At 65.9% G+C, this 22,284-nt stretch carries 20 protein-coding genes; 5 read left to right on the forward strand and 15 right to left on the reverse strand.

Going from position 1 to position 22,284, the window contains the following annotated elements; translation table 11 throughout:
- Position 1 precedes the first annotated feature (1 nt).
- The 7 genes from PVW49_RS04075 to hslO all read right to left on the reverse strand — a co-directional run bounded on the left by PVW49_RS04075 (position 2) and on the right by hslO (position 7,989).
- Positions 2–1,225 carry a class I SAM-dependent RNA methyltransferase gene (locus tag PVW49_RS04075; RefSeq protein WP_274589953.1) on the reverse strand — a complete coding sequence of 408 codons (1,224 nt, stop codon included), beginning with the start codon at positions 1,223–1,225 and terminating at the stop codon, positions 2–4.
- Entirely contained in the window at positions 1,212–1,394 is a 183-nt protein-coding gene (locus PVW49_RS04080) for a hypothetical protein (RefSeq protein ID WP_074836493.1), read from the reverse strand. Before PVW49_RS04080 ends, PVW49_RS04075 begins: the two co-directional genes overlap by 14 nt.
- Positions 1,391–3,223 carry an ABC transporter ATP-binding protein gene (locus PVW49_RS04085; RefSeq protein ID WP_274589954.1) on the reverse strand — a complete coding sequence of 611 codons (1,833 nt, stop codon included), beginning with the start codon at positions 3,221–3,223 and terminating at the stop codon, positions 1,391–1,393. Before PVW49_RS04085 ends, PVW49_RS04080 begins: the two co-directional genes overlap by 4 nt.
- On the reverse strand, positions 3,220–5,085 hold the full coding sequence (locus PVW49_RS04090; protein WP_274589955.1) for an ABC transporter ATP-binding protein: 1,866 nt from the start codon (positions 5,083–5,085) through the stop codon (positions 3,220–3,222). Before PVW49_RS04090 ends, PVW49_RS04085 begins: the two co-directional genes overlap by 4 nt.
- Before the next feature lie 177 nt (positions 5,086–5,262).
- A complete protein-coding gene (locus PVW49_RS04095) occupies positions 5,263–6,417 on the reverse strand; it encodes a CCA tRNA nucleotidyltransferase (RefSeq protein ID WP_074836496.1) in 1,155 nt (384 codons plus the stop codon).
- A complete protein-coding gene (locus PVW49_RS04100) occupies positions 6,414–7,013 on the reverse strand; it encodes a CoA pyrophosphatase (RefSeq protein ID WP_074836497.1) in 600 nt (199 codons plus the stop codon). The genes PVW49_RS04095 and PVW49_RS04100 overlap by 4 nt, the downstream gene beginning before the upstream one ends.
- Positions 7,003–7,989 (reverse strand): Hsp33 family molecular chaperone HslO, encoded by a 987-nt coding sequence (hslO, locus tag PVW49_RS04105; protein WP_274589956.1) that lies wholly within the window; start codon positions 7,987–7,989, stop codon positions 7,003–7,005. The genes PVW49_RS04100 and hslO overlap by 11 nt, the downstream gene beginning before the upstream one ends.
- Before the next feature lie 75 nt (positions 7,990–8,064).
- Here hslO and PVW49_RS04110 point away from each other — a divergent pair, with 75 nt between their 5' ends.
- Positions 8,065–8,520: an NUDIX domain-containing protein gene (locus PVW49_RS04110; RefSeq protein ID WP_048533540.1), complete on the forward strand. Its 456-nt coding sequence runs from the start codon at positions 8,065–8,067 to the stop codon at positions 8,518–8,520.
- On the opposite strand, the gene PVW49_RS04115 is transcribed toward PVW49_RS04110, so the two are convergent.
- Positions 8,517–9,764 carry a PP2C family protein-serine/threonine phosphatase gene (locus tag PVW49_RS04115; RefSeq protein ID WP_274561908.1) on the reverse strand — a complete coding sequence of 416 codons (1,248 nt, stop codon included), beginning with the start codon at positions 9,762–9,764 and terminating at the stop codon, positions 8,517–8,519. The two genes, PVW49_RS04110 and PVW49_RS04115, sit on opposite strands and share 4 nt — an antisense overlap.
- A 167-nt stretch (positions 9,765–9,931) precedes the next feature.
- On the opposite strand from PVW49_RS04115, the gene PVW49_RS04120 reads away from it, so the two are divergent.
- On the forward strand, positions 9,932–10,258 hold the full coding sequence (locus tag PVW49_RS04120; RefSeq protein ID WP_274589957.1) for an Hpt domain-containing protein: 327 nt from the start codon (positions 9,932–9,934) through the stop codon (positions 10,256–10,258).
- Here the strand turns inward: PVW49_RS04120 and PVW49_RS04125 are convergent.
- The 4 genes from PVW49_RS04125 to PVW49_RS04140 form a co-directional block, all read right to left on the reverse strand.
- A complete protein-coding gene (locus PVW49_RS04125; RefSeq protein ID WP_274589958.1) occupies positions 10,255–11,502 on the reverse strand; it encodes a glycerate kinase type-2 family protein in 1,248 nt (415 codons plus the stop codon). The two genes, PVW49_RS04120 and PVW49_RS04125, sit on opposite strands and share 4 nt — an antisense overlap.
- Positions 11,499–12,194, reverse strand: coding sequence for a 4'-phosphopantetheinyl transferase family protein (locus tag PVW49_RS04130; protein WP_274589959.1), 696 nt, complete (start codon positions 12,192–12,194; stop codon positions 11,499–11,501). Before PVW49_RS04130 ends, PVW49_RS04125 begins: the two co-directional genes overlap by 4 nt.
- Entirely contained in the window at positions 12,175–12,672 is a 498-nt protein-coding gene (locus PVW49_RS04135; protein WP_274561916.1) for a flavin reductase family protein, read from the reverse strand. Before PVW49_RS04135 ends, PVW49_RS04130 begins: the two co-directional genes overlap by 20 nt.
- Before the next feature lie 121 nt (positions 12,673–12,793).
- A complete protein-coding gene (locus PVW49_RS04140) occupies positions 12,794–13,537 on the reverse strand; it encodes a hypothetical protein (protein WP_074836606.1) in 744 nt (247 codons plus the stop codon).
- 127 nt (positions 13,538–13,664) lie between these two features.
- Between PVW49_RS04140 and PVW49_RS04145 the strand changes: the two genes are divergently transcribed.
- On the forward strand, positions 13,665–14,885 hold the full coding sequence (locus tag PVW49_RS04145; protein ID WP_074836502.1) for an argininosuccinate synthase: 1,221 nt from the start codon (positions 13,665–13,667) through the stop codon (positions 14,883–14,885).
- A 71-nt stretch (positions 14,886–14,956) separates the two neighbouring features.
- Here the strand turns inward: PVW49_RS04145 and PVW49_RS04150 are convergent, their stop codons facing one another.
- Positions 14,957–15,373: a DUF7282 domain-containing protein gene (locus tag PVW49_RS04150; RefSeq protein WP_048533548.1), complete on the reverse strand. Its 417-nt coding sequence runs from the start codon at positions 15,371–15,373 to the stop codon at positions 14,957–14,959.
- Positions 15,374–15,581: 208 nt separating this feature from the next.
- Between PVW49_RS04150 and msrA the strand changes: the two genes are divergently transcribed.
- The gene (gene msrA, locus PVW49_RS04155; protein WP_074836503.1) at positions 15,582–16,244 is read left to right on the forward strand and encodes a peptide-methionine (S)-S-oxide reductase MsrA; all 663 of its coding nucleotides are present in this window, start codon (positions 15,582–15,584) and stop codon (positions 16,242–16,244) included.
- On the opposite strand, the gene PVW49_RS04160 is transcribed toward msrA, so the two are convergent.
- Positions 16,245–17,117, reverse strand: a complete 873-nt coding sequence (locus PVW49_RS04160) for a ribokinase (protein ID WP_274589960.1) — start codon at positions 17,115–17,117, stop codon at positions 16,245–16,247.
- A gap of 76 nt (positions 17,118–17,193) precedes the next feature.
- On the reverse strand, positions 17,194–19,449 hold the full coding sequence (locus PVW49_RS04165; protein ID WP_048533551.1) for an NADP-dependent malic enzyme: 2,256 nt from the start codon (positions 19,447–19,449) through the stop codon (positions 17,194–17,196).
- A gap of 151 nt (positions 19,450–19,600) precedes the next feature.
- Between PVW49_RS04165 and mutS the strand changes: the two genes are divergently transcribed.
- Positions 19,601–22,240: a DNA mismatch repair protein MutS gene (gene mutS, locus PVW49_RS04170; RefSeq protein WP_274589961.1), complete on the forward strand. Its 2,640-nt coding sequence runs from the start codon at positions 19,601–19,603 to the stop codon at positions 22,238–22,240.
- The last annotated feature ends 44 nt before the right edge of the window (positions 22,241–22,284 follow it).

Here is a 22,284-nt window from a genome sequence, read left to right on the forward strand (position 1 = left end):
GTCAGATATGTGCGCGCGAAAACCGCGCTGCAAGCTCGATATGGCTGGACCAGCGGAATTGGTCCACCACCTGCACCCAGTCGAGCAGATAGCCGCCGGCCCGCAGCACCGCCGCATCGCGCGCGAAAGTGACCGGGTTGCAGGAGACAAAGCCCAGCACCGGCACCTTGCTTTCCGCGATCTGGCGCACCTGCGCCTCGGCCCCGGCGCGCGGCGGGTCGAGCACCAGCGCGTCGTACCGCTCCAGCTCCTGCGGCAGCAGCGGGTTGCGAAACAGGTCGCGGGCTTCGGTGGTGACCTTCTTCAGCCCCTCGGCCTTGCGCCAGCCCTCGTCGAGCGCCCGCAGCATCGCGGCCTCGCCCTCGACCGCATGCACCTCGGCGCCGCGCGCCAGCGGCAGGGCGAACGTGCCGCAGCCGGCAAAGAGATCGGCGACATGGCCGGCCCCACCCACCGCTTCGATCATCGCCGCCGTCAACACCGCCTGGCCATGGGCGGTGGCCTGAAGAAAGGCGCCGGGCGGCGGGACGACACGGATGCCGTCAAAGCGCTGGCCCGGAGGGGTGCGCATGGCGATCGGCTCGTCCTCCCAGACCAGCCGGGCGATCCGCTGCTGGCCGGCCAGCTCCGCCAGCGCCACCCCGAGCGCGCGATCCAGCGGTTTGCCGCCCCGGGCCAGCACGTCCAGCCCGTCCTCTGACAGGGTGATCTGTACCGACACTTCGCCCTTGCGACTGCCACCCAAGGCCGCCAGCGCTTCGGCCAGCGGGCGTGCGGCCAGCAGATCGGGATGCAGCAGGTGGCAATCGGGGATCTCGACGATCACACCCGAGGCACGGCCGTGAAATCCCGCCATCGCGCCTTTCTTGGTGCGCCGGGCGGAAAAGGTCGCCCGCCGGCGGCTCTGCGCCGGCGAGGTGGCGATGGGGCGAAAAGCGGCCTCGATGCCCTGGGCCGACAGCGCGCGGATGACGATGTCCTGTTTCCAGCCGGCGACGAAGTCATCCGAGGCATGCATCAGCTGACAGCCGCCGCAGGCCTTGAAATGGCGGCAGGGCGGCGCCACGCGATGCTCCGAGGGCGCGAGGATCCTGACGTCGCGCAGCCGGTCCCCCTCAACGGTGCCGCTGACGGTCTCGCCGGGCAGGGTCAGGGGCGCAAACAGCGGGCCTTCGGCGATGCCGTCGCCCTGATGGCCGAGGCGGAGTATGTCATGCTGGGTCATGCCCGGGCTTTTGCCTGCAATCGCCGGCGCTGTCGAGAGAGGCGAGAAAGGCCCGCACCGCCCGCGGCGAGCGCAACACATGCCCCGGCAGGCCCGGACGCACACCGATCAGCCGGGCCAGGATGGATTTGCCGCCGCCCGGCTGGCCGACGATCGTGATCCGCTTCATTCCGCGGCTTCGACCAGGTTGAGGAACCCGCCCGACTGCCGCTCCCAATAGCGCGCGTAGAGCCCGCCCTTGTCGAGCAGCGCCTCGTGGCTCCCCTCTTCGACGATCCGGCCCTTGTCGAGCACGACGATGCGGTCCATCCGCGCGATCGTCGAGAGACGGTGGGCGATGGCCAGCACGGTCTTGCCCTCCATTACCCGTTCCAGCGCCGATTGGATCGCCGCTTCGACCTCGCTGTCCAGCGCGCTTGTCGCCTCGTCCAGCACCAGGATCGGCGCGTCCTTGAGGATGGCCCGGGCCAGCGCGATCCGCTGCCGCTGGCCGCCCGACAGCTTGACCCCGCGTTCGCCCAGATGCGCGTCATAGCCGGTGCGATGCTCGTGGTCCTCGAGATCGAGGATGAAATCATGCGCCTCGGCGCGTTCCGCCGCCGCGATGATGTCTTCCTCGGTGGCGTCGGGCCGACCATAGGCGATGTTGTCGCGCGCCGACCGGTTGAACATGGCGGTTTCCTGGGTGACCATGCCAATCTGGCGCCGCAGGCTCTCCTGAGTGACGCCGGCAATGTCCTGCCCGTCGATGCAGACCTCGCCCTTTTCGGCGTCGTAGAGCCGCAGGAGCAGCGCCACCAGCGTCGATTTGCCGGCCCCCGAGGCGCCGACGATGCCAAGCTTTTCCCCCGGCGCGATTTCAAGGCGGATGTGCTCGACCCCGCCGATATCGCGGCCATAGGCAAAATCCACGTCGCGAAAGGCGATCCTACCGTCGGTCACCTTTAGCTGCGTGGCATTGGCAACATCGGTCAGCCCATGCGGCGGGGTCAGCGTGCGCATGCCGTCCTCGACCTCGCCGACATTGGCATAGAGGCCCATCAGCGTGAACGAGACCCAGCCGGTCATCTGCGCCAGCCGCAGGCTGACCGCGCCGGTAGCGGCAATATCGCCCGCGCTGACCAGCCCGCGCGACCAGTACCAGAGCGCGCCGCCCACCAGCAGCACCGGCAGAACGCCGGCCAGCGCCATCAGCCAGAACCGGAACTGCACCGAGACCTGGCCGAAATCGAGCTGTCGGTCGCGAAACCGCGCCATCGCGCCCAGCGCCGCCTGATCCTCGTGATCGGCGTGGGCGAACAGCTTGACCGTCTTGATGTTGGTCACCGTATCGACGACCTGGCCGGTCACCATTGCCCGCGCCGAGGCCCGCGCCTTGGAGCGCAGGCGGATCCGCGGCATGAAATAGCGGATCATCAGCAGGTAGCCGGCGATCCACAGCAGGAGCCCAAGGGCGATCCGCGCATCGACGGTGCCCAGCAGCAGGATCGAGCCCACCACCGAAGCCAGGGCAAAGAGCACCGTATGCACCACCTCGACGACCACATCGGTGATGGCGCGGGCGGTCTGCATCTCCTTTTGCGCGATCCGGCCGGCAAAATCATTGTCGAAAAAGGTGACATCCTGCCCCAGCGTGAAGCGATGCAGCCGCGACAGCACGAGGCTGAGCAGATTGGGCTGCAACACGATCGATTGCAGCCAGGCCGAGGCCATCAGAACCAGCGGTCGCAGCAGCAGGAAAAACAGCGTGACACCGATCAGCAACCAGAGGTTTTCAGCAAAGACGCTCTCGGCCGTGCCGTTCAGCGCCGCGTCCACCACCAGCCCCAGGGTCATCGCCGCCAGCACCTCGAGCACCCCGGCAAAGGCCGAGGTCGCGCCGGCGATGCCGATCACGCCGAAGCTGCCCCTGAGCGCCCAGCGCAAAAAGGCGCCAAGGCTGCGCGGCGGCGGCGTATCCGCCTCGGCAAAGGGATCGATCCAGGATGGTGCCGTCATTCCGCTGCCTCCGTTTCTTCCGTCTTGCTCTGGTCTTCGACCGCCAGGAACCCGCCGGACTGGCGCGCCCAGAACCCGGCATATAGCCCGCCGCGGGCCAAAAGGTCGTCATGGCTGCCCTGTTCGACGATGCGGCCGTCATCCATCACCAGGATCCGGTCGAGCTGGGCAATCGTCGAAAGCCGGTGCGCGATGGCAATCACCGTCTTGCCGGCCATCATGCCGTAAAGCGTCGACTGGATCGCCGCCTCGACCTCGCTGTCGAGCGCGCTTGTCGCCTCGTCCAGGAGCAGGATCGGCGCGTCTTTCAGGATCACCCGCGCCAGGGTGATCCGCTGCCGTTGCCCGCCGGACAGCTTGACGCCGCGTTCGCCGACCTGCGCGTCATAGCCGCGCCGGCCTTTCTGGTCTTCGAGATCGAGGATGAACGCATGGGCCTCGGCCTGTTTGGCGGCGGCGATCATCTCGGCTTCGGTGGCGTCGGGGCGGCCATACAGCAGGTTGTCGCGGATCGAGCGGTGCAGCAGCGAACTGTCCTGTTGCACCATGCCGATCTGTCGCCGCAGGCTGTCCTGGGTGACCTGCGAGATGTCCTGCCCGTCGATCAGGATGCGGCCGCTTTCGGCGTCATAGAACCGCAGCAGCAGCTTCACCAACGTCGATTTTCCGGCGCCCGACCGCCCGACCAGCCCGATCTTTTCGCCCGGCGCGATGCTCAGGCTGATCCGGTCCAGCCCGCCGCGCCCGCGTCCGTAATGATGCGACAGCCGGTCCAGCTCGATCCGCCCGTCGCCGAGCTGCAAGGGCGTGGCCTCCGGCCCGTCGCGCAGGGCGATCGGCTGGGCGATGGTTTCCATGCCTTCCCTCACCACGCCCAGCTCGCGAAAGAACGAGGTCAGCGCCCACATGATCCAGCCGGTCATGGCATTGAGCCGCAGGGTCAGCGCCGTCGCGGCGGCCACCGCACCGACACTGGCAAGCCCCTGCATCCAGAGCCAGAGCGCCCAGCCGACCACCCCGACGATCAGAAAGCCGTTCAGCAGGGTCAGCACCACATCCATGATGGTAAAGATCCGCATTTCGGCCTGAAAGGTCCTGCGCGCGCGCTCGATCGCCTCTTTGGCAAAGTCCATCTCGCGGCCATGGTGGGCAAACATCTTGACCGAATGGATGTTGCTGTAGGCATCCACCACCCGGCCTGTCACCTCGCTGCGGGCGTCGCTTGCCGCCTGCGAGGCGGGGCCGACGCGCCTGATCGTCCAGCGGATCAGCAGGCCGTACAACCCGAGCCAGGCCAGCAGCGGCAAGGACAGCCGCCAGTCGGCCTGCCCCAGCAGCACCACGGCGCCAACCACATAGGCCAGCGAAAAGGTGATCGCGTCGAACACCTGAAACACCGCCTCGCCGGCGGCGGGCGGGGTCTGCATGATGCGGTTGGCAATGCGGCCGGCAAAATCGTTCTCGAACCAGCCGACCGACTGGCGCAGCACATGGGCATGGGCACGAAACCGGATCAGCGTGCCGAAATTCGGCAGGATGGTATTGTTGAGCAGCGCCACATCCACCGCCTGCAACACCGGCCGCAGCACCAGCAGGAAGACCGCCAGCGCAATCAGCCAGCCGCCGTAGTCCTGCCACACCTGCTCTGGTGACCCCGCGAGGATGTCGACCACCCAGCCCATCGCCCAGATCAGCCCGATCTCGATCACCGCCACCACCACCGACATCACGGCGGCGACGGCAAAGACCCGTTTGAACGGCTGCGCATAGGCCAGGAGAAACGGCCAAAGCCGCTGGGGCGGATGATCCGAGGCGGGGTAGGCACAATAGGGATCGACAAGATTTTCGAAAAATTTGAACATGGAGCGCTCCTGCGAGCAAATGGGCAACTGATGGACATGGCGTGGAACATCCACGCAAACAGAGAACGTGGCTTAGCCGTGGCGGAAGCTGATCTCTGTTTCCATGCTGCACTCTCCTGTTCAGATGCGCCTTTCATACCCCGACTGTGACGGTTTGTCACCCCCCGGGGGGGCGGGTCAGTCCTTCCGCAGCAGTTCGTCGCGCGTCAGTTCGAAGCCGGAGGTGATCCAGAGCGTTTCGAGCAGCCGCAGTCTTTCGCCCAGCGCCGGGCCTTCGTACTCCGGCATAAGATCGGCGGCCCGGATCGGAAACACCGCGTTGGCGCCCTCTTCCATCTCGGCAAAGGCCTTGCGGTCGATATGTTCCTGCAAGAGCGCGGCGCGCAGGGCGAGCAGCTTCTCCGATTCCTCCGCGCCATGGCGATAGCCGATCTCGGCCGGCGGCGTGGCGGCGCCGACCTCGTGGCGAAAGAAGGCAAGCGCCTTGGCCTGGGCCTTCGACAGCCGCAGCCGCTCGGCCACATCCTCGCCGCCCAGCGCCGCCAGCCGCAACACCGGGTCGGGGGCAAGGCCGGCCTCGTCCTCGACATAGACCAGCGGCCCCAGCGCGGAAATGACGGCGCCCGGCAGGATGCGCAGCAGCACGCCGGCCTTGTCCATCGCCGCCACCGCGCGGGTCGGATCGGGGGCCGAGAGCAGCTTGATCATCTCGGCGCCGACACGTTCGCGCGACAGGGTTTCCAGCCCGTCGAGGTTGTCGGCAATCGCCGCCAGCGCCTCGCGGTCGAACCCGCCCTTTGCGCGACCATACCAGGCGTTGAAGCGGAAAAACCGCAGGATGCGCAGGTAATCCTCCCGGATGCGCGCCGCAGGATCGTCAATGAACCGCACGTGATGCGCCTTGAGATCGTCGAGCCCGCCCACCGGATCGCGCACCGCGCCCGAGGCATCGGCATAAAGCGCGTTCATGGTGAAATCGCGGCGCCGGGCGTCCTCTTCGATGCTATCGGCAAAGGCCACCACGGCACGGCGGCCATCGGTTTCGACATCCCGGCGATAGGTTGTGATCTCATGCGGCACCTTGTGCGAGATCACGGTGACCGTGCCATGATCGATGCCGGTGGGTACTGCCTGCAAACCGGCTGCGCGGGCCAGCTCCATCACCCGTTCGGGGCGCGCGTCGGTGCTGATGTCGATGTCCGCCACCGGTTCGCCCATCAGTGCGTTACGCACGCAACCGCCGACGAAATAGGCCGAATGACCGGCCTCGGTCAGCATCGCGCAGACCGCTTGGGTCGCCGGGGTGATCAGCCAGTCGCCTGTTATCCTCATGCCACCATCCTGTCTGCCAGCCCGCGCAGGATACGGGCCGTCGCACCCCAGATGTAATAGGGGCCGTAGGGCACAGTGTAATAGGACCGCCGTAGCCCGCGCCAGCGCCTTGATTGCACGGAAAACCGCGCCGGATCGGCGAAATGGGTGAGCGGCACGGTGAACACCTCGGCCACTTCGCCCGGTTCCGGCCGCGGGGTGAAATCGCCTCGGACCCGCGCCACCACCGGCGTCACCAGAAAGCTGGTCACCGTCTCATGCGTCGGCAAGAGGCCCAACACCTCGACCTGCGCCGGATCGAGCCCCACCTCCTCCTGCGCCTCGCGCAGGGCGGCAGCGGTGACATCGGCGTCGCCCTCATCCTGCTTGCCACCGGGAAAGGCGATCTGGCCGGGGTGATGTTTGAGCGCCGAGGAGCGTTTGGTCAGGATCACCTGCGGCACGCCGTCCTGCATGACAAAACCCGCAAGCACGCCGGCCGGGCGCAGCTTGCGGGATTGCGGAAGCTTGAAATCCGGGTTCAGATCGAAATCCGACGAGGCCGCGCCATCCCGGGACAGCGCGGCGACGAGCGGATCGAGCGGATCAATCGTCATTCGCCTCGAAACCCACGGTGGCGGGGTCGAGATCGTAATGCGCACCGCAGAACTGGCAGTCGGCGGTCACCCGGCCGTCTTCCGTGGTCATCTTTTCGATGTCCTTGGCGGAATAGATCGACAGGCTCTGCCGCACCCGATCCTCGGAACAGGTGCAGCCGAAATGCACCGGCTGGGTCGGATAGACCCGCGGCTGTTCCTCGTGAAACAGCCGCACCAGAAGATCGGTCGGCGGCACCTGCGGCCCGATCAGCTCCATCAGCTCGACCGAATCGAGCAGGATATTGGCGCGGTTCCAGTTCTCTGCCGTTTCTTCGTCATCCAGAAGATCATCGACGGTGAGCAACCCGCCCTCGCCGGAGCCGCCTTCGCCGCTGGCAAAGGGCGAGGCCTTGGGCATATGTTGCAGCATGATGCCACCGGCGCGCCAGCGCTCGGCGTCGCCGGGCTCGGTCGAGCGGCCAAAGCTCAGGTTGAACCGCGTCGGAAGCTGTTCCGACTGGGCGAAATAGCTTTCGGCACAGGCGCGCAGGGTGCCCCCGGCCAGCGGCGTGATGCCCTTGTAAGGCTGCATCCCCTGCCCCTGATCGATCATGATGGCGAAATAGCCCTCGCCGAGCTGGTCAAAGGGGTTGTTGCCCGACAGCCGCGCCGCATCATAGCTGGCATAGGCGCGGATGCGCGCCGGTTCGCCCTCTTTGCTCGGGCCGTAATAATCGGTGGCGATCATCCGCACCGGGCCATTCGACTGCACCTGCAACGACAGTTTCCAGCGCAGCTTGACGGTCTGGCCGATCAGCGCGGTCAGCAGCGCCATTTCGGCCACCAGCGCCTCGACCACCGGGGGGTAATCGTGTTGTTTCAGGATGCCTTCCAGCACCCCGTCCAGCCGCGCGACGCGGCCGCGGATGTCCGAGCGGTCAAGCTGAAACGGCAGGACGGTATCGTCCCAGGCGATGGCATTCACAGAGATCATGGGAGTTCCTTGTTGCCCAGATTTGGCATATCGCCTCTATATAGCCGTGAAAGCGCAGCATTAAAGGGGTATGCCATGATCCGCCGCGTCGGCACCGCACCAGCCCGGGACAAGCGCCACCGGCTGCGCCCCGGGGTCTATGCGCTGCTGCCGATCGGGAACCGGCTGCTTCTGACCTGGCAGAGCGGATCGGACGAGCCGCTGCAACTGCCCGGCGGCGGCATTGATCCCGGCGAGGCGCCGGTCGCGGCGCTGCATCGCGAAGTGCGCGAGGAAACCGGCTGGAAGATCGCCGCGCCGCGCCGGATCGGGGCTTGGCGGCGATTTGTCTTCATGTCGGAATACGACCTCTGGGCCGAAAAGCTCTGCACCATCTACCTTGCCCGCCCGGTGCATCGCCTGGGCCCACCCGAGGAAGCCGGTCACAGGGTGCGGGTCGTGCCGATGGCCGACGCCGGGCACTGGCTGTCGAACCCGGTGGACCGCGCCGCGCTCCGCCGGGTCAGAGCGACGCCGGGCCTGTTGGGCTAGAACTCCAGCAGGGCGGCAGAGATATCGTCCGGGAAATCCTCGCTGCCGGTGCTTTCCGCCAGGGTCCAGACCATCGCCTCGAGAAACTCGCGCCCCGGCAGGTGGTGCAGATCGCCGGCCAGCCGGATCAGCCCCTCCTCCTCGAAGAACCCGCCGCCGGCGTCGGGGCATTCGGTGATGCCGTCGGAATACAGCAGCAGCCGGTCGCCCTTGTTCAGATCGATCTCGAACCGGTCAAACGCCGCGTCTTCGATCAGCCCGACCGGCAGGCCGCCAGCACCGATCAGCTCGATCCTGTTGTCGGCCCGTTGCACCAGCGGATGCGGATGCCCGGCCTGGGCCAATCGGACCCGTCCCGAGGCAAGATCGACATCGGCCAGCAACATGGTGAAGTAATGCTCGGTCTCCATCTCCTCAAGCACCAGTCGGTTGAGCCGCCCGATCACCTGGTCGGGCGGATGCATCGCATAGGCGCCCTCCTCGGTCTCATACAGAGCGACGTTCTGATCCGGGGTCGTGGCCGAGAGATAGCCGGCCAGCCGGGCCGTCATCAGCGCCGAGGAAATGCCATGGCCCGAAACGTCGATCGCATAGATGCCCAGCCGCGTCTTGCCGACCGGGAAGAACCCCACCAGATCGCCGCCGACATGGCCCGAAGGCCGCAGCAGCAGCGACAGATCGGCATTGCCGAACCGGCGATACCGGTCGCGCACCAGCGATTGCTGAAGCTTCTTGGCCTCGATCAGATCATTGTCGAGCGCATCGTAAAGCCCCTGCAATTCGGTCAGCGTGCGCGAGATCACCCGGTTCTGCTCGCTCAGCTGGCGCTGCATCTCGAGAATGCGCTCGCCGGCGGTGATCCGGGCGCGCAGCTCGTCGACATAGACCGGTTTCGTCAGGAAATCATCGGCGCCATTGTCGAGCCCGCGCGCCACCGCGCCTTTCTCGCTCTTAGACGTGAGCAGGATGAAATAGCCATAGCCGTCCCGCTCCATCGCGCGGAACCGCTTGCAGAATTCCAGCCCGTCCATGCCCGGCATCATCCAGTCGCTGAGCACCAGATCGGGCGGATTGGCCTCGCACAGCGCCAGCGCCTCCTGCCCTCCGGCGGCCACATCGACGATATAGCCCTGCCGAAGCAACGAAGCCGAGAGGATCTTGCGCTGCATCTTGCTGTCATCGACAACCAGAATGCGCGGGCGCCGGGCGCTGACCCCGGCCGAAAGGGTATGTCTGGCTGCCAAATCCAATGGTCGCTGATTCCGTCCTGCGTGTTCCTTTCCCCCGGTATGACCTGTCGGCCTTAACCCGGAATGAAGGCCGGAAATTTCCGAAAATCCGCGCGGATTCGGCAACCAAATCTTAGCCTCGTGCGCGTAGAACCCTGACCAGTAACCAGGAGAAGTGTATAATGATTGACTGGTCCCGGGTCTCCGAGCTCCGCGAGGAAGTGGGAGAAGAGGATTTTGCCGAAGTGGTCGAGCTGTTCCTCGACGAGGTCGACGGCGTGATCGGCACGCTTGCCCCCGAAACGGCCGATCTCGAGGCGCAGCTGCATTTCCTCAAGGGCAGCGCGCTGAACCTCGGGTTCGCGGCCTTTGCGGCGCTGTGCCAAGCGGGCGAAACCGCGGCGAATGCCGGCCAGGGCGAGCGGGTGGACGTCGCCGCTATCCGCGACGCCTATGCCCGTGCGCGCAGCGAATTCACCAGCGGGCTGACCACCCGCCGCGCCGGTTAGTCGGCGCCGATCAGAAAGACCTGGACATCGGCCACGTTGGTGCCCGTCGCCCCGGTCATCAGCAGGGCATCGGCCCGGCGCAGCGCTTCGAAGCTGTCGTTGTTGGCCAGCAGCGCCTGCGCCTCGGCGCCCATCGCCGCAGCGGTGCCGGGGCCGACAATACCGCCAGCGGCATCGGTCGGGCCGTCGCGCCCGTCGGTGCCGCCGGAGAGAAACAGCCAATTGGCCGGCAGATCGAAATTCCGCGCCGAGAGCGCGACCCGCAGCGCCAGCTCCTGGTTTCGGCCGCCACGTCCGTCGCCGCGCAGGGTGACCGTGGTCTCGCCGCCAAAGATCAGCGCCTGCGGCGTGCCTTTCGGAGCAGCCGCCGCGGCGCGCAGCACCTCCCGGGCGGCATCGTCCACATCGCCTTCGAGCGCGTCCGACACGATCCGCGCCGTCTCCCCCTCGGCCGCCGCAAGCATCGCCTCGAGGCTCTTGCGGTTCGAACCGATCAGATGGTTTTGCGCCGCCGGCGTCTCCGGCGCCGGAGCCTCGGCCGAAAGATGTGCCCGCACCGAGGCCGGGCAGGCCTCCCAGACGCCGGCCTCTTGCAGCACCGCCCTGGCTTCGGCACGGGTGCCGATCGGGCCGACGGTGGGGCCCGAGGCAATGGCGCGCAGATCGTCGCCGATCACATCCGACAGGATATAGGCGGTCACCGGCGCCGGCGCGGCCTGGCGCAGCAGCCCGCCCCCCTTGAGCCGGGACAATTGCTGCCGCACCAGGTTCATCCGCACGATATCGAGCCCGGCGCCCAGCAACAGGCGGTTGACCTCGGCCTTGTCTTCCAGCGTCACGCCCTCGACCGGGGCGGGCACCAGCGCCGACCCGCCACCAGAGACCAGCACAGCCACGGCATCCTGTGGCCCCAGCGACGACAACCGCGAGATAAGCTCTTGTCCGGCCCCCAGTCCGGCGGCATCTGGCACCGGATGCGCGGCGCGGATCACCTCGGCCCCGGGCACATCCATGTCGTTTTCGTAATGCGTGATCGCCAGCGCGGGAACCGCGCCGTCCAGATGCGCCAGCGCCTCGCGCAGCATCGCCGGGGCGGCCTTGCCGATGGCGATGACATGCAGCTGCCCGTCCGGTTGCGGCAGCGGATGCGCGGCCAGAGCGCGGCGCAGGGCAATCGCCGGATCGGCGGCCTCGACCGCCTTGTCGAACAGGTGCAGGGCGCATTGGCGCAAATCGGACGTCATGAAGCAATCTCGCATTGGCTGATAACAGTGCCGGCCCGCCAGTGCTGCGCAATCTCGAAAACGCAGCCTGCCTGCCAGCCCGTTGATAGGGGTTTTGTCAGGCGCAAGGCCAGTCCATCCGGCCGAATTTCGGCGATTTCCGCATGATCGAAACCGAAAAACCGCCCGACGCGCGGAAACAGCGCCTTGTAGAGCGCCTCCTTGGCGGAAAACACTGCGGTGGCGCCGGCGGCATCGGGGGTCGCTCCCAGATGCACCCTGTCGCCCGGCGTCAGCACCGAATGACAGATCGCGCGCACGGCGCGTGGATCGGCCAGCGCCTCGAGATCAAGACCAAAGGTCGTCGCCCCCTGCCCCAGCCAGACGCCGACCATGCCGTGACTGTGCGAAATTGAGCCCTGCATGCCCCGGGGCCAGACCGGCGCACCATGGGAATCGCGGCCCACCGCGCCGGTCGCCCCCAACCGCGCCAGCGCCTGCCCCGCCAGCGCCCGCCCGGCGAGGAATTCGGCCCGCCGCTTCGGCACGGCACGCGACAGGAAATCGGGCGGGGCCAGCCCGGCAACGGCATAATCGCTGTCGCGACAGCGGGCGATGTCGTATTGCGCGAACAGCAGGCAGCGCCCGGCGCCCTGCGGCCACAGCTCGGGCTCGGAGAGGAAATCCGGCAGCTTATCCGGAAAAGGTGCCAAAATGCCCGCCCTGAAAGATCAGCGGATCGCCCTCGCGATAGCTCAGCTGGTCGACGCGGCCGACGATCACCGAATGATCGCCCACCGCCACCGTCTGTTCGAGCCGGCATTCGAACACCGCCAGCGCATCGCGCAACACCGGTGCGCCCAGCGCCCCGGCAAAGGAATTGGCCTCGGTGAAATGCCCGCCATCCTTGGCAAACACCATCGCCAGTTCGTATTGCCCGGAATGCAGTACGTTGATCGCATAGGTCCTGGCGCCGCTGAACACGTCATAGCGCTGCGAATTGTCGGCCAGGCACCAGAGCACCAGCGGCGGATCGAGCGACACCGAGGTGAAGGAATTCACCGTCATCCCGGTGGGGCCGTCGTCGGTCATCGTGGTGATGACGGTGACCCCTGTCGCGAACTGGCCCAGCGCGCTGCGGTAGAGCCGCCGGTGCGCCTCATCGGGCCGGAACGGGATGGGTGTCAGCATGGGCATGGTCCAGACAGGGCTTTCATAGGCTCTTCGCATTCACGGGCTCCACGGTAAAGCATGCTCCGCCATATACCGTGAATACCGGGCGAAAATGGGGCGAATTCGCCGCGAGGCAAGCCTAGTCGACGCCGCGCCCCTCGACGCAATGGCCATAGACCGTGGTCAAGAGCGAGATCCCGATCATCGTGGCAAACCAGCCGACGACGATGGAATAGACCAGGCTGAGCAGCGAATTCGGGTCGCCGGACAGCATCGTCGGGATCTGCAACGCCAGCGAGCCGAGGATCATCAGCCCGGCCAGCCCGACGATGGTGCCGGCCTCTCCACGCGTCGCCTCCCAGGCTTCGCGAAAGCCCAGGCTGTTGCCCAGCGCGATGGCCGGCAGGATCGGCGAAAGGCGGAAGAACACGAAAGAGGCCACCCCCACGGTGACCGCCAGCATCAGCACCGGCGGCAGGATCACCGCGCTGATCGCGCCCACCGGCACCGCCGCCAGCGCCACCACCAACCCCAGGAGCACCGAGCGCCAGAGATAGCCGGGGATCGCTGCGCCGGGCCAGTTCGGAAGCCAGCCCGCCGGCTCTTCGCCCAGAAGCACATAGCGATGCCAGGCCACCGCGATCCAGAGCGACGCCAGAAGCGCGGCAATGCCCAGCAGCAACATGACAAACCCTTCGCCGGCGGAAATGTCGGGATAGGGGATTCCGTCGGGGCCCTGCACCATTTCGCCGCTATTGGCCGAAAAGGTGTAGATCTGCGAGATCGCCTGCACCGAATAAAGCACCAGCGAGACCCTGAGCGCCACATCGAGATTGTTGATCACAAGCCGCAGGGAATGGACGAACATCGACCAGGCTTTCATCTGTCGCTCCTCGGACACCGGTTTCGGGCGCACATTGGGCGTAAGCCGAACCAAGGTCAACGCCGCCACCTTGCCCCGCGCCCGAAAACCCGGTATCGCGCTTGCGTCTTTCAAGAAGGAAACGCCCATGTCCGCGCCCAAGAAAGTTGTCCTGGCCTATTCCGGTGGCCTCGATACCTCGATCATCCTGAAATGGCTTGAAACCGAGTATGGCTGTGAGGTCGTGACCTTCACCGCCGATCTGGGCCAGGGCGAAGAGCTCGAACCGGCGCGCAAGAAGGCCGAGATGATGGGCGTCAAGGAGATCCACATCGAGGATCTACGCGAGGAATTCGTGTCCGACTTCGTGTTTCCGATGTTCCGCGCCAATGCGGTTTACGAAGGGCTCTACCTGCTCGGCACCTCGATCGCCCGCCCGCTGATCTCCAAGCGACTGGTCGAGATCGCCGAAGCCACCGGCGCCGATGCCGTGGCCCACGGCGCCACCGGCAAGGGCAATGATCAGGTGCGCTTCGAGCTGGCCTGCTATGCGCTCAACCCCGATATCAAGGTGATCGCGCCCTGGCGCGAATGGGATCTGACCTCGCGCACCCGTCTGCTGGAGTTTGCCGAGGCGCATCAGATCCCCGTCGCCAAGGACAAGCGCGGCGAAGCGCCGTTTTCGGTCGATGCCAACCTGCTGCACACCTCGTCCGAGGGCAAGGTGCTGGAAGACCCCGCCGAAATGGCACCGGATTATGTCTATCAACGCACCGACGATCCCGTCGGCGGGCCGGACCAGCCGGAATACATCGAGATCACCTTTGAAAAAGGTGACGCCGTGGCGATCAACGGCACCGCCAAGAGCCCGGCAACGATCCTGACCGAGCTGAACGAATACGGCCGCAAACATGGCATCGGCCGTCTGGATTTCGTCGAGAACCGCTTTGTCGGCATGAAGTCGCGCGGCATCTACGAGACCCCCGGCGGCACCATCCTGCTCGAGGCGCACCGCGGCATCGAACAGATCACGCTGGATTCCGGCGCTGGTCACCTCAAGGATTCGATCATGCCGCGCTATGCCGAGTTGATCTACAACGGGTTCTGGTTCTCGCCCGAGCGCGAGATGCTGCAAGCGCTGATCGACAAGAGCCAGGAGCATGTCTCGGGCACGGTCAGGGTGATGCTGTTCAAGGGCATGGCGCGCACCGTCGGCCGCTGGTCGGATCATTCGCTTTATTCCGAGGCGCATGTCACCTTCGAGGACGACGCCGGCGCCTATGACCAGAAGGATGCGGCGGGCTTCATCCAGCTCAATGCGCTGCGGCTGAAGCTTCTTGCAGCACGGGACCGCCGATTGAAGGGCTGACGGCCCCGCACCTTACTCGTTAAAACGCTTCGGCAGGGCTCACGGTCCCTGCCGAGCGTGCCAAGCCAACTCTACTGTGCGGTAATGGTTCCCATCACGAGCTTGTCATCCACGCGGATCGGGCCGTCTTCCTTGGCGCCGAGCGTGTATTCGAAAACGCCGGTTTCCATCCCGCCGGCTTCGCTGTGAACCATCAGCATCAGCATGTCGCCCGAGGCCACGTCTTCTTGCAGAATGGCGGCGACATCCATGGTTTCCCCCATGCGGATCGGCGCATAAGCGACAACCGGGCCCGGCTTCATGTCGGTGTCGGTGCGGTGCACCACCAGCCAGCCGTTCTCGGACGCAGTGACCTTGTCGGCCGACACGACGCCATTGGAAAGGTCCTGATCAACCGCCTCGACGGCGGGGGTCATGCCGTGACCGCCGGCAAAGGCAGCGGTGGCGGACAGGGTGGCGGCGGCAAGGCTCAGTGTAAAACGGGTCATCGTCAAGTCTCCTTGGAAATCTGTTTTCACGTCCGGATCGCGTCCGGCGTTCACAGCTACGTGGCCGGTCCGGCAATAGTTTCATGTTGTCTGGGAATGTTTGGCGAATGCGGTCGGTCACACCGTCTCACCTCTGCGTGACAGGGGGCGGTGGCGGCTTGCCTGACGTGCCGCTTTTGCAACAGGCTTGGCGCAGGAGGTATCACCCATGTCCCGTTTCTCATCGCTCAAGCCAGCGCTGCTGGCAGCCCTGATCGCCCTCGGACTGATCGTGCATTCCGGAAAGGCCCGCGCCGCGGAGACCGAGGTACTGACGGTCGCCGGCGGCTGTTTCTGGTGCGTCGAGGCTGATTTCGAAAAGGTCAGAGGCGTGGCAGAGGTGGTCAGCGGCTATACCGGCGGCAACGTGGAAAACCCCAGCTACAAACAGGTGACCCGCGGCGGCACCGGCCATTACGAGGCGGTGCAGATCCGCTATGATCCCGATCAGGTCAGCCGCGCGCAGCTGCTCGGCCTGTTCTTCCGCTCGATCGACCCGACCGACGCGGGCGGCCAGTTCTGTGACCGGGGCAACAGCTACCGCACCGCCGTCTTTGTCGAAAATGCCCAGGCCAGAGCCGAAGCCAGCCGCGCCAAGGCCGAGGCGCAGGCAGCGCTTGGACAGGAGATCGTGACCCCGGTGCTCGACGCCAAACCCTTCTATCTGGCCGAAGACTTTCACCAGAATTACTACAAATCGAGCAAATCCACGCTCACCCGCTTCGGCTATATCTCGCGGGCCGATGCCTACAAGCGTTACCGCGAGGCCTGTGGCCGCGATGATCGCGTGCGCGCGCTCTGGGGCGAAGACGCGCCTTTTGTCGGCGGTTGATCAGGGGCGGAAGTCTTCCAGATCCCTGAGATCGGGGATGACATCCGCCGTGCCCTGCCGGGTCACCATCAGCGCCCCGGCGCGCTGGGCCCGGCCGATTGCCTGTTCCATCGGCATGCCCCGGTCGAGCCCGGCCACAAGATAGCCGGTAAAGGTGTCGCCGGCCCCGGTGGTATCGACCGCCGCGACCTTGATCCCGGGATAATGCCGGTCGCTGCCGCTCTGGCGCTCCAGATGCCGACAGCCCTCGGCCCCGAGGGTGACCACGATATCGGAAATTCCGAGATCGCCCAGCCCCCGCCCCAACGCCGCCTCCAGCTGCGCCGCCTCGACCTGATTGAGCACAAGGAGATCGATCCGGTCGATCACGCCGTGCACCGCCGCGGCATCGAAAGGCGCCGCGGCATAGACCACACGCATGCCTTTCTGCTGTCCGAGGCCGGCGGCAAAGCTCTGAAGGTTGGTTTCGTTCTGGAACATCAGGCTGTCCGAGGGGGTCGCCCCGGCCAGCGCCGCCGTCACCTGCCCCTGCCCCAGCGCGACATTGGCACCGGGATAAAGCACGATCTGGTTTTCGCCCGCCGCGTCGATCAGGATGATCGCATGGCCGGTGGTGTCCCCCAGCTCGGCGATATGGCAAGTGTCGACGCCATATTCCAACAGGCGCTCGACCGCCCAGCGCCCATCGGCGCCGACCGCGCCGATATGCACCACATGTCCGGCCGCCCGCGCCGCCGCCACTGACATGTTGGCACCCTTGCCGCCCAGCCCGCGGCGAAATTCGGTCGAGGCCAGGGTCTCGCCCGGCGCCGGCAGATGCGACAGGTGATAGAAGAGATCGGCATTGATCGAGCCGAGGTTGAAGATGGTCACGCCGCTCCCCTTTCACCTTGCCTGCAGCGCCCGGTCACGGGCGAAACCCGCCACCGGAGGGTTTCCGTATGCCCGCTCACCCCACCTTGCAGGCGGCCAGTATCGCCATGTTCAGGATGTCATTGGCGGTCGAGACAGACGAACATATCTGGATCGACTTGTCGACGCCGGCGAGGATCGGCCCGATCACCGTGGCGCCTGCCATTTCCTGCATCAGCTTGGTCGAGATCGAGGCCGAATGCCGCGCCGGCACCACCAGGATATTGGCCGGACCGGTCAGCCGCGAGAACGGATAGGCCTTTTGCGCCTGGGCGTTCAGCGCCACGTCGACGGTCATTTCGCCTTCGTATTCAAAGCTCACGCCGCGCCGGTCCAGCACCTTGGGCGCGAGCAGCATCTTGGTCGCCCGTTCCGACACCGGGTAGCCAAAGGTCGAAAAGCTGACAAAGGCGACCCGGGGTTCCAGCCCCAGATGCCGCGCTACATCGGCCGAGCGTTCGGCGATGGTGGCGAGATCCTCTTCGTCGGGCCATTCCTGCACCAGCGTATCGCCGATCAGCACGATCCGTCCCTTGTGCAACAGCGCCGTCACGCCGACGGCGCCATGCTCGGCATCGGCGTCGAAGACGTAGTTCATCCGCTCCAGCACATGCGCCGATTTGCGCGTCGCGCCGGTGATCAGCCCGTCGCCATGGCCATGCGCCAGCATCAGCGCGGCAAAGACATGCCGGTCGCGCGCGGCGAGCCGGTGGATATCCTTCTCGTCGTGGCCCTTGCGTTGCAGGCGGCTGTACAGGAAATCCTTGTAGGTCTCGAGATAGCGGGTATTGGCAGCGTTGACGATTTCCAGCTCGCGGGCCGCATCGCCCATGCCAGCGGCCTGAAGCTTGGCCCTTACATCGTCGTCACGGCCGACCACCAGCGCCTTGCCCAGCCCGTTGCGCTGATACATCACCGCGGCGCGCAGCACCCGGGGATCGTCGCCTTCGGCAAAGATCATCCGCGCCTGATTGGCGCGCGCACGCGCATTGATGCCGCGCAGGATCGAGGCGGTCGGATCGAGCCGCGATTTCAGCGACAGCTCATAGGCTTCCATGTCGACAATCGGCCGCCGCGCCGCGCCGGTGTCCATGCCGGCCTTGGCGACGGCGGGCGGAATGCGGTGGATCAGACGCGGGTCGAACGGCGTCGGGATGATGTAATCGCGCCCGAAGGTCAGGTTCTTGCCATAGGCCAGCGCCACCTCGTCGGGCACATCCTCGCGCGCCAGCTCCGCCAGCGCCTCGGCGCAGGCGATCTTCATCTCGTCGTTGATCGCGCGCGCATGCACGTCAAGCGCGCCGCGAAAGAGATAGGGAAAGCCCAGCACGTTGTTGACCTGGTTCGGGTAATCCGAGCGGCCGGTGGCGACGATGGCGTCCGCGCGCACCTCATGCGCCTCTTCCGGCGTGATTTCGGGATCGGGGTTGGCCATGGCAAAGATCACCGGATCCTCGGCCATGCTCATCACCATCTCCTGGGTCACCGCGCCCTTGGCCGACACGCCAAGGAAGACATCCGCCCCCTTCATCGCCTCTTCCAGCGTGCGCAGATCGGTGTTGGCGGCATGCGCTGATTTCCACTGGTTCATGCCCTCGGTGCGGCCCTGGTAGATCACTCCCTTGGTGTCGCACATGATGCAGTTGTCCTGCTGCGCGCCCATGGATTTCACCAGTTCGAGACAGGCGATCCCCGCCGCCCCGGCGCCGTTCAGCACGATACGGCAGTCCTCGATCTTCTTGCCCGACAGATGCAGCGCGTTGATCAGCCCGGCGGCACAGATCACCGCGGTGCCGTGCTGGTCGTCGTGAAAGACCGGGATGTCCATCTCTTCCTTGAGCCGCTGCTCGATGATGAAACACTCGGGTGCCTTGATGTCCTCGAGGTTGATGCCGCCAAAGGTCGGCCCCATCAGCCGCACCGCGTTGCAGAAGGCGTCGGGGTCTTCGGTATCCAGCTCGATATCGATCGAATTGACGTCGGCGAAGCGTTTGAAGAGCACCGCCTTGCCTTCCATCACCGGTTTCGAGCCCAGCGCGCCAAGGTTGCCCAGCCCCAGAACCGCGGTGCCGTTCGAGATCACCGCCACCAGGTTGCCCTTGTTGGTGTAGTCATAGGCGGTTTCCGGCTTGGCGGCGATTTCCTCGCAGGGCACGGCGACGCCAGGCGAATAGGCCAGCGACAGGTCGCGCTGGGTGGTCATCGGCACCGAGGGGGTGATCTCGAATTTGCCCGGTGCGGGCTCGAGATGGAAGGCAAGGGCCTCTTCGCGGGTGATCTTGGCTTTGGGCATTCACTGGCCTCCCTGTTTCCGTCTGGCGGGTTGTAACCAAGCCCCGAAGCGAAGCAAAGCGCAAGCTTTGCCGCAATTCCCGAAGGGGCCTTTCGGCTTTTCCCGACAATCGCGGAAGTTTATGGTCTGCGGCAACACCGAAGGGGGCAGAATGAGCAGCGGCAAATCCACCGTGACGCCGATGATGGCGCAGTATCTCGAGATCAAATCCGGTTATGAAGATGCACTTCTGTTTTACCGGATGGGAGATTTCTACGAGCTGTTCTTTGACGATGCCAAGGCGGCGGCCGAGGCGCTCGACATCGCGCTGACCAAGCGCGGCAAGCATGATGGCGGTGACATCCCGATGTGCGGCGTGCCGGTGCATGCCGCCGAGGGTTATCTGCTGACGCTGATCCGCAAGGGCTTTCGCGTCGCGGTCTGCGAACAGATGGAGAGCCCGGCCGAGGCCAAGAAACGCGGCGCGAAATCGGTTGTGAAACGCGACGTGGTGCGGCTTGTCACCCCCGGCACGCTGACCGAAGAGAGCCTGCTCGAGGCGCGGCGGCACAATTTCCTCGCCGCCTATGCGCTTGTGCGCGACGCGGCGGCGCTGGCCTGGGTGGATATTTCGACCGGGGCGTTTCACGTGATGGCCTTGCCGCAGGTGCGGCTGGGGCCGGAACTGGCGCGGCTGGCCCCGTCAGAGGTGCTGGTCTCGGAGGCGCAGGAAAACGAACTGGCGAATGTGGTGGCTGACGCCGGCGCGGCGCTGACCGCGCTGGGGCGCGGCTCCTTCGACAGCTCACTGGCAGCAGACCGGGTGGCCGAGGTCTTTGGCGTGGCCTCGCTCGATGCTTTCGGGACGTTCGAACGGGCCGAGCTTTCGGCAATGGGCGCGCTGGTCGACTATCTGAAGATCACTCAGAAAGGCAAACTGCCGCTGCTTCGCCCGCCGCAGAAAGAGGCCAGCGGCGGGGTGATGCAGATCGACGCCGCGACCCGGCGCAATCTGGAACTGACCGCGGCACTTTCCGGCGGGCGGGCCGGATCGCTGCTCGCCTGTATCGACCGCACGGTGACCGCCGGCGGCGCGCGGCTGCTGGAGCGCCGGTTGTCCAGCCCGTCGCGCGATCTGGCGGAGATCAACGCGCGGCTCGAGGCGGTGGGTTTTTCACTGGACGAAACGGAATTTCGTTCTGCGCTGCGCGAGGCCCTGCGCAAGGTTCCCGACATCGACCGGGCGCTGTCGCGGCTGTCGCTCGACCGAGGTGGCCCGCGCGATCTGACTGCCGTGCGCAACGCGCTGGAACAGGCCGCCGAAATCGGCGCGCGCCATGACGATACCGCGCTGCCAGCGCGGCTGCACGACGCGGTGGCGCGGCTCTCGGGGCATGACGCGCTGCTCGACCTGCTCGACCAGGCGCTGGTGGCGGAACCGCCGCTGCTGGCGCGCGATGGCGGATTCATCGCGCCGGGCCATGACGAGGAGCTCGACGAGGCTCGCACCCTGCGCGACGAGGGCCGCAGCGTGATCGCCCGCATGCAGCAGGAGTATGTCAGCGAAACCGGCATCAACTCGCTGAAGATCAAGCACAACAACGTGCTGGGCTATTTCATCGAATGCACCGCCACCCATGCCGACAAGATGCATGCGCTGTCCGAGCGGTTCATCCACCGCCAGACCACCGCCAACCAGGTGCGCTTTACCACCGTCGACCTGTCAGAGCTGGAAACCCGCATCCTCAATGCCGGCAACCGGGCGTTGGAGATCGAGAAACGGCTGTTCGCGGCGCTGCGCCGGGCCATTCTCGACGCTGCCGGGCCGCTGGGCGATCTGGCCCGCGCCTTGAGCGAGCTGGATGTCACCACCGCGCTGGCCGAACTGGCGGCGCAGGAGGATTGGACGCGGCCGGTGGTGGACAACAGCCGGATGTTTCACGTGGAAACCGGGCGGCACCCGGTTGTCGAGACGGCGCTGAAACGCGAAGGCGATCCCTTTGTCGCCAATGATTGCGATCTGAACGACGCCGATGGCGCCTCGGCGATCTGGCTTCTGACCGGGCCGAACATGGCGGGTAAATCGACCTTCCTGCGGCAGAATGCGCTGATCGCCGTGCTGGCGCAGATGGGCGCCTTTGTCCCCGCCGAAAAGGCGCATATCGGGCTGGTGTCGCAATTGTTCAGCCGCGTTGGCGCCTCGGACGATCTGGCACGCGGTCGGTCGACCTTCATGGTGGAAATGGTCGAGACCGCCGCCATTCTCAACCAGGCCGACGACCGCGCGCTGGTGATCCTCGACGAGATCGGCCGCGGCACGGCAACCTATGACGGGCTGTCGATCGCCTGGGCAACACTGGAACATCTGCATGACGTCAACCGCTGCCGCGGCCTCTTTGCCACGCATTACCACGAGATGACCTCGCTTGCCGGACGGATGGCCGGAGTCGAGAATGCCACCGTCGCGGTGAAGGAATGGCAGAACGAGGTGATCTTTCTGCACGAGGTCAAGAAAGGCGCGGCGGATCGGTCTTATGGGGTGCAGGTGGCGCAACTGGCGGGGCTGCCCAAGGTGGTTGTCGGCCGCGCGCGCGAGATCCTCGATGCGCTGGAACAAGGCGAGCGTGAGGGCGGCAAGCAGAAGGCGGTGATCGACGATCTGCCGCTGTTCTCGGCGATGGCGGCCGCGCCGGCGCCGGTGGCTGCGGCCGAGCCATCGGAAGCGGAGGCGCGGCTGCGCGAGTTGCATCCCGACGAGCTGTCCCCGCGCGAGGCATTGCAGGTGATCTATGAGCTGAAGGGCTTGGTCTAGGCGGTCTCGTTTTCGGGAGCCGCGCCAGATCAAGGCCGGAACGT

Origin of the sequence: Marinovum sp. PR37 (assembly GCF_028807375.1) — a bacterium.
Classification (GTDB): domain Bacteria; phylum Pseudomonadota; class Alphaproteobacteria; order Rhodobacterales; family Rhodobacteraceae; genus Marinovum; species Marinovum algicola.

Coding starts and splice junctions, on each gene's coding strand:
- msrA (WP_074836503.1), top strand. CDS start 15,582: ATGTCCCGTTTCTCATCGCTCAAGCCAGCGCTGCTGGCAGCCCTGATC.
- PVW49_RS04085 (WP_274589954.1), bottom strand. CDS start 3,223: ATGACGGCACCATCCTGGATCGATCCCTTTGCCGAGGCGGATACGCCG.
- PVW49_RS04140 (WP_074836606.1), bottom strand. CDS start 13,537: ATGAAAGCCTGGTCGATGTTCGTCCATTCCCTGCGGCTTGTGATCAAC.
- mutS (WP_274589961.1), top strand. CDS start 19,601: ATGAGCAGCGGCAAATCCACCGTGACGCCGATGATGGCGCAGTATCTC.
- PVW49_RS04095 (WP_074836496.1), bottom strand. CDS start 6,417: ATGAGGATAACAGGCGACTGGCTGATCACCCCGGCGACCCAAGCGGTC.
- PVW49_RS04110 (WP_048533540.1), top strand. CDS start 8,065: ATGATCCGCCGCGTCGGCACCGCACCAGCCCGGGACAAGCGCCACCGG.
- PVW49_RS04120 (WP_274589957.1), top strand. CDS start 9,932: ATGATTGACTGGTCCCGGGTCTCCGAGCTCCGCGAGGAAGTGGGAGAA.
- hslO (WP_274589956.1), bottom strand. CDS start 7,989: ATGATCTCTGTGAATGCCATCGCCTGGGACGATACCGTCCTGCCGTTT.
- PVW49_RS04100 (WP_074836497.1), bottom strand. CDS start 7,013: ATGACGATTGATCCGCTCGATCCGCTCGTCGCCGCGCTGTCCCGGGAT.
- PVW49_RS04090 (WP_274589955.1), bottom strand. CDS start 5,085: ATGTTCAAATTTTTCGAAAATCTTGTCGATCCCTATTGTGCCTACCCC.
- PVW49_RS04150 (WP_048533548.1), bottom strand. CDS start 15,373: ATGACCCGTTTTACACTGAGCCTTGCCGCCGCCACCCTGTCCGCCACC.
- PVW49_RS04080 (WP_074836493.1), bottom strand. CDS start 1,394: ATGAAGCGGATCACGATCGTCGGCCAGCCGGGCGGCGGCAAATCCATC.
- PVW49_RS04165 (WP_048533551.1), bottom strand. CDS start 19,449: ATGCCCAAAGCCAAGATCACCCGCGAAGAGGCCCTTGCCTTCCATCTC.
- PVW49_RS04135 (WP_274561916.1), bottom strand. CDS start 12,672: ATGCTGACACCCATCCCGTTCCGGCCCGATGAGGCGCACCGGCGGCTC.
- PVW49_RS04125 (WP_274589958.1), bottom strand. CDS start 11,502: ATGACGTCCGATTTGCGCCAATGCGCCCTGCACCTGTTCGACAAGGCG.
- PVW49_RS04145 (WP_074836502.1), top strand. CDS start 13,665: ATGTCCGCGCCCAAGAAAGTTGTCCTGGCCTATTCCGGTGGCCTCGAT.
- PVW49_RS04075 (WP_274589953.1), bottom strand. CDS start 1,225: ATGACCCAGCATGACATACTCCGCCTCGGCCATCAGGGCGACGGCATC.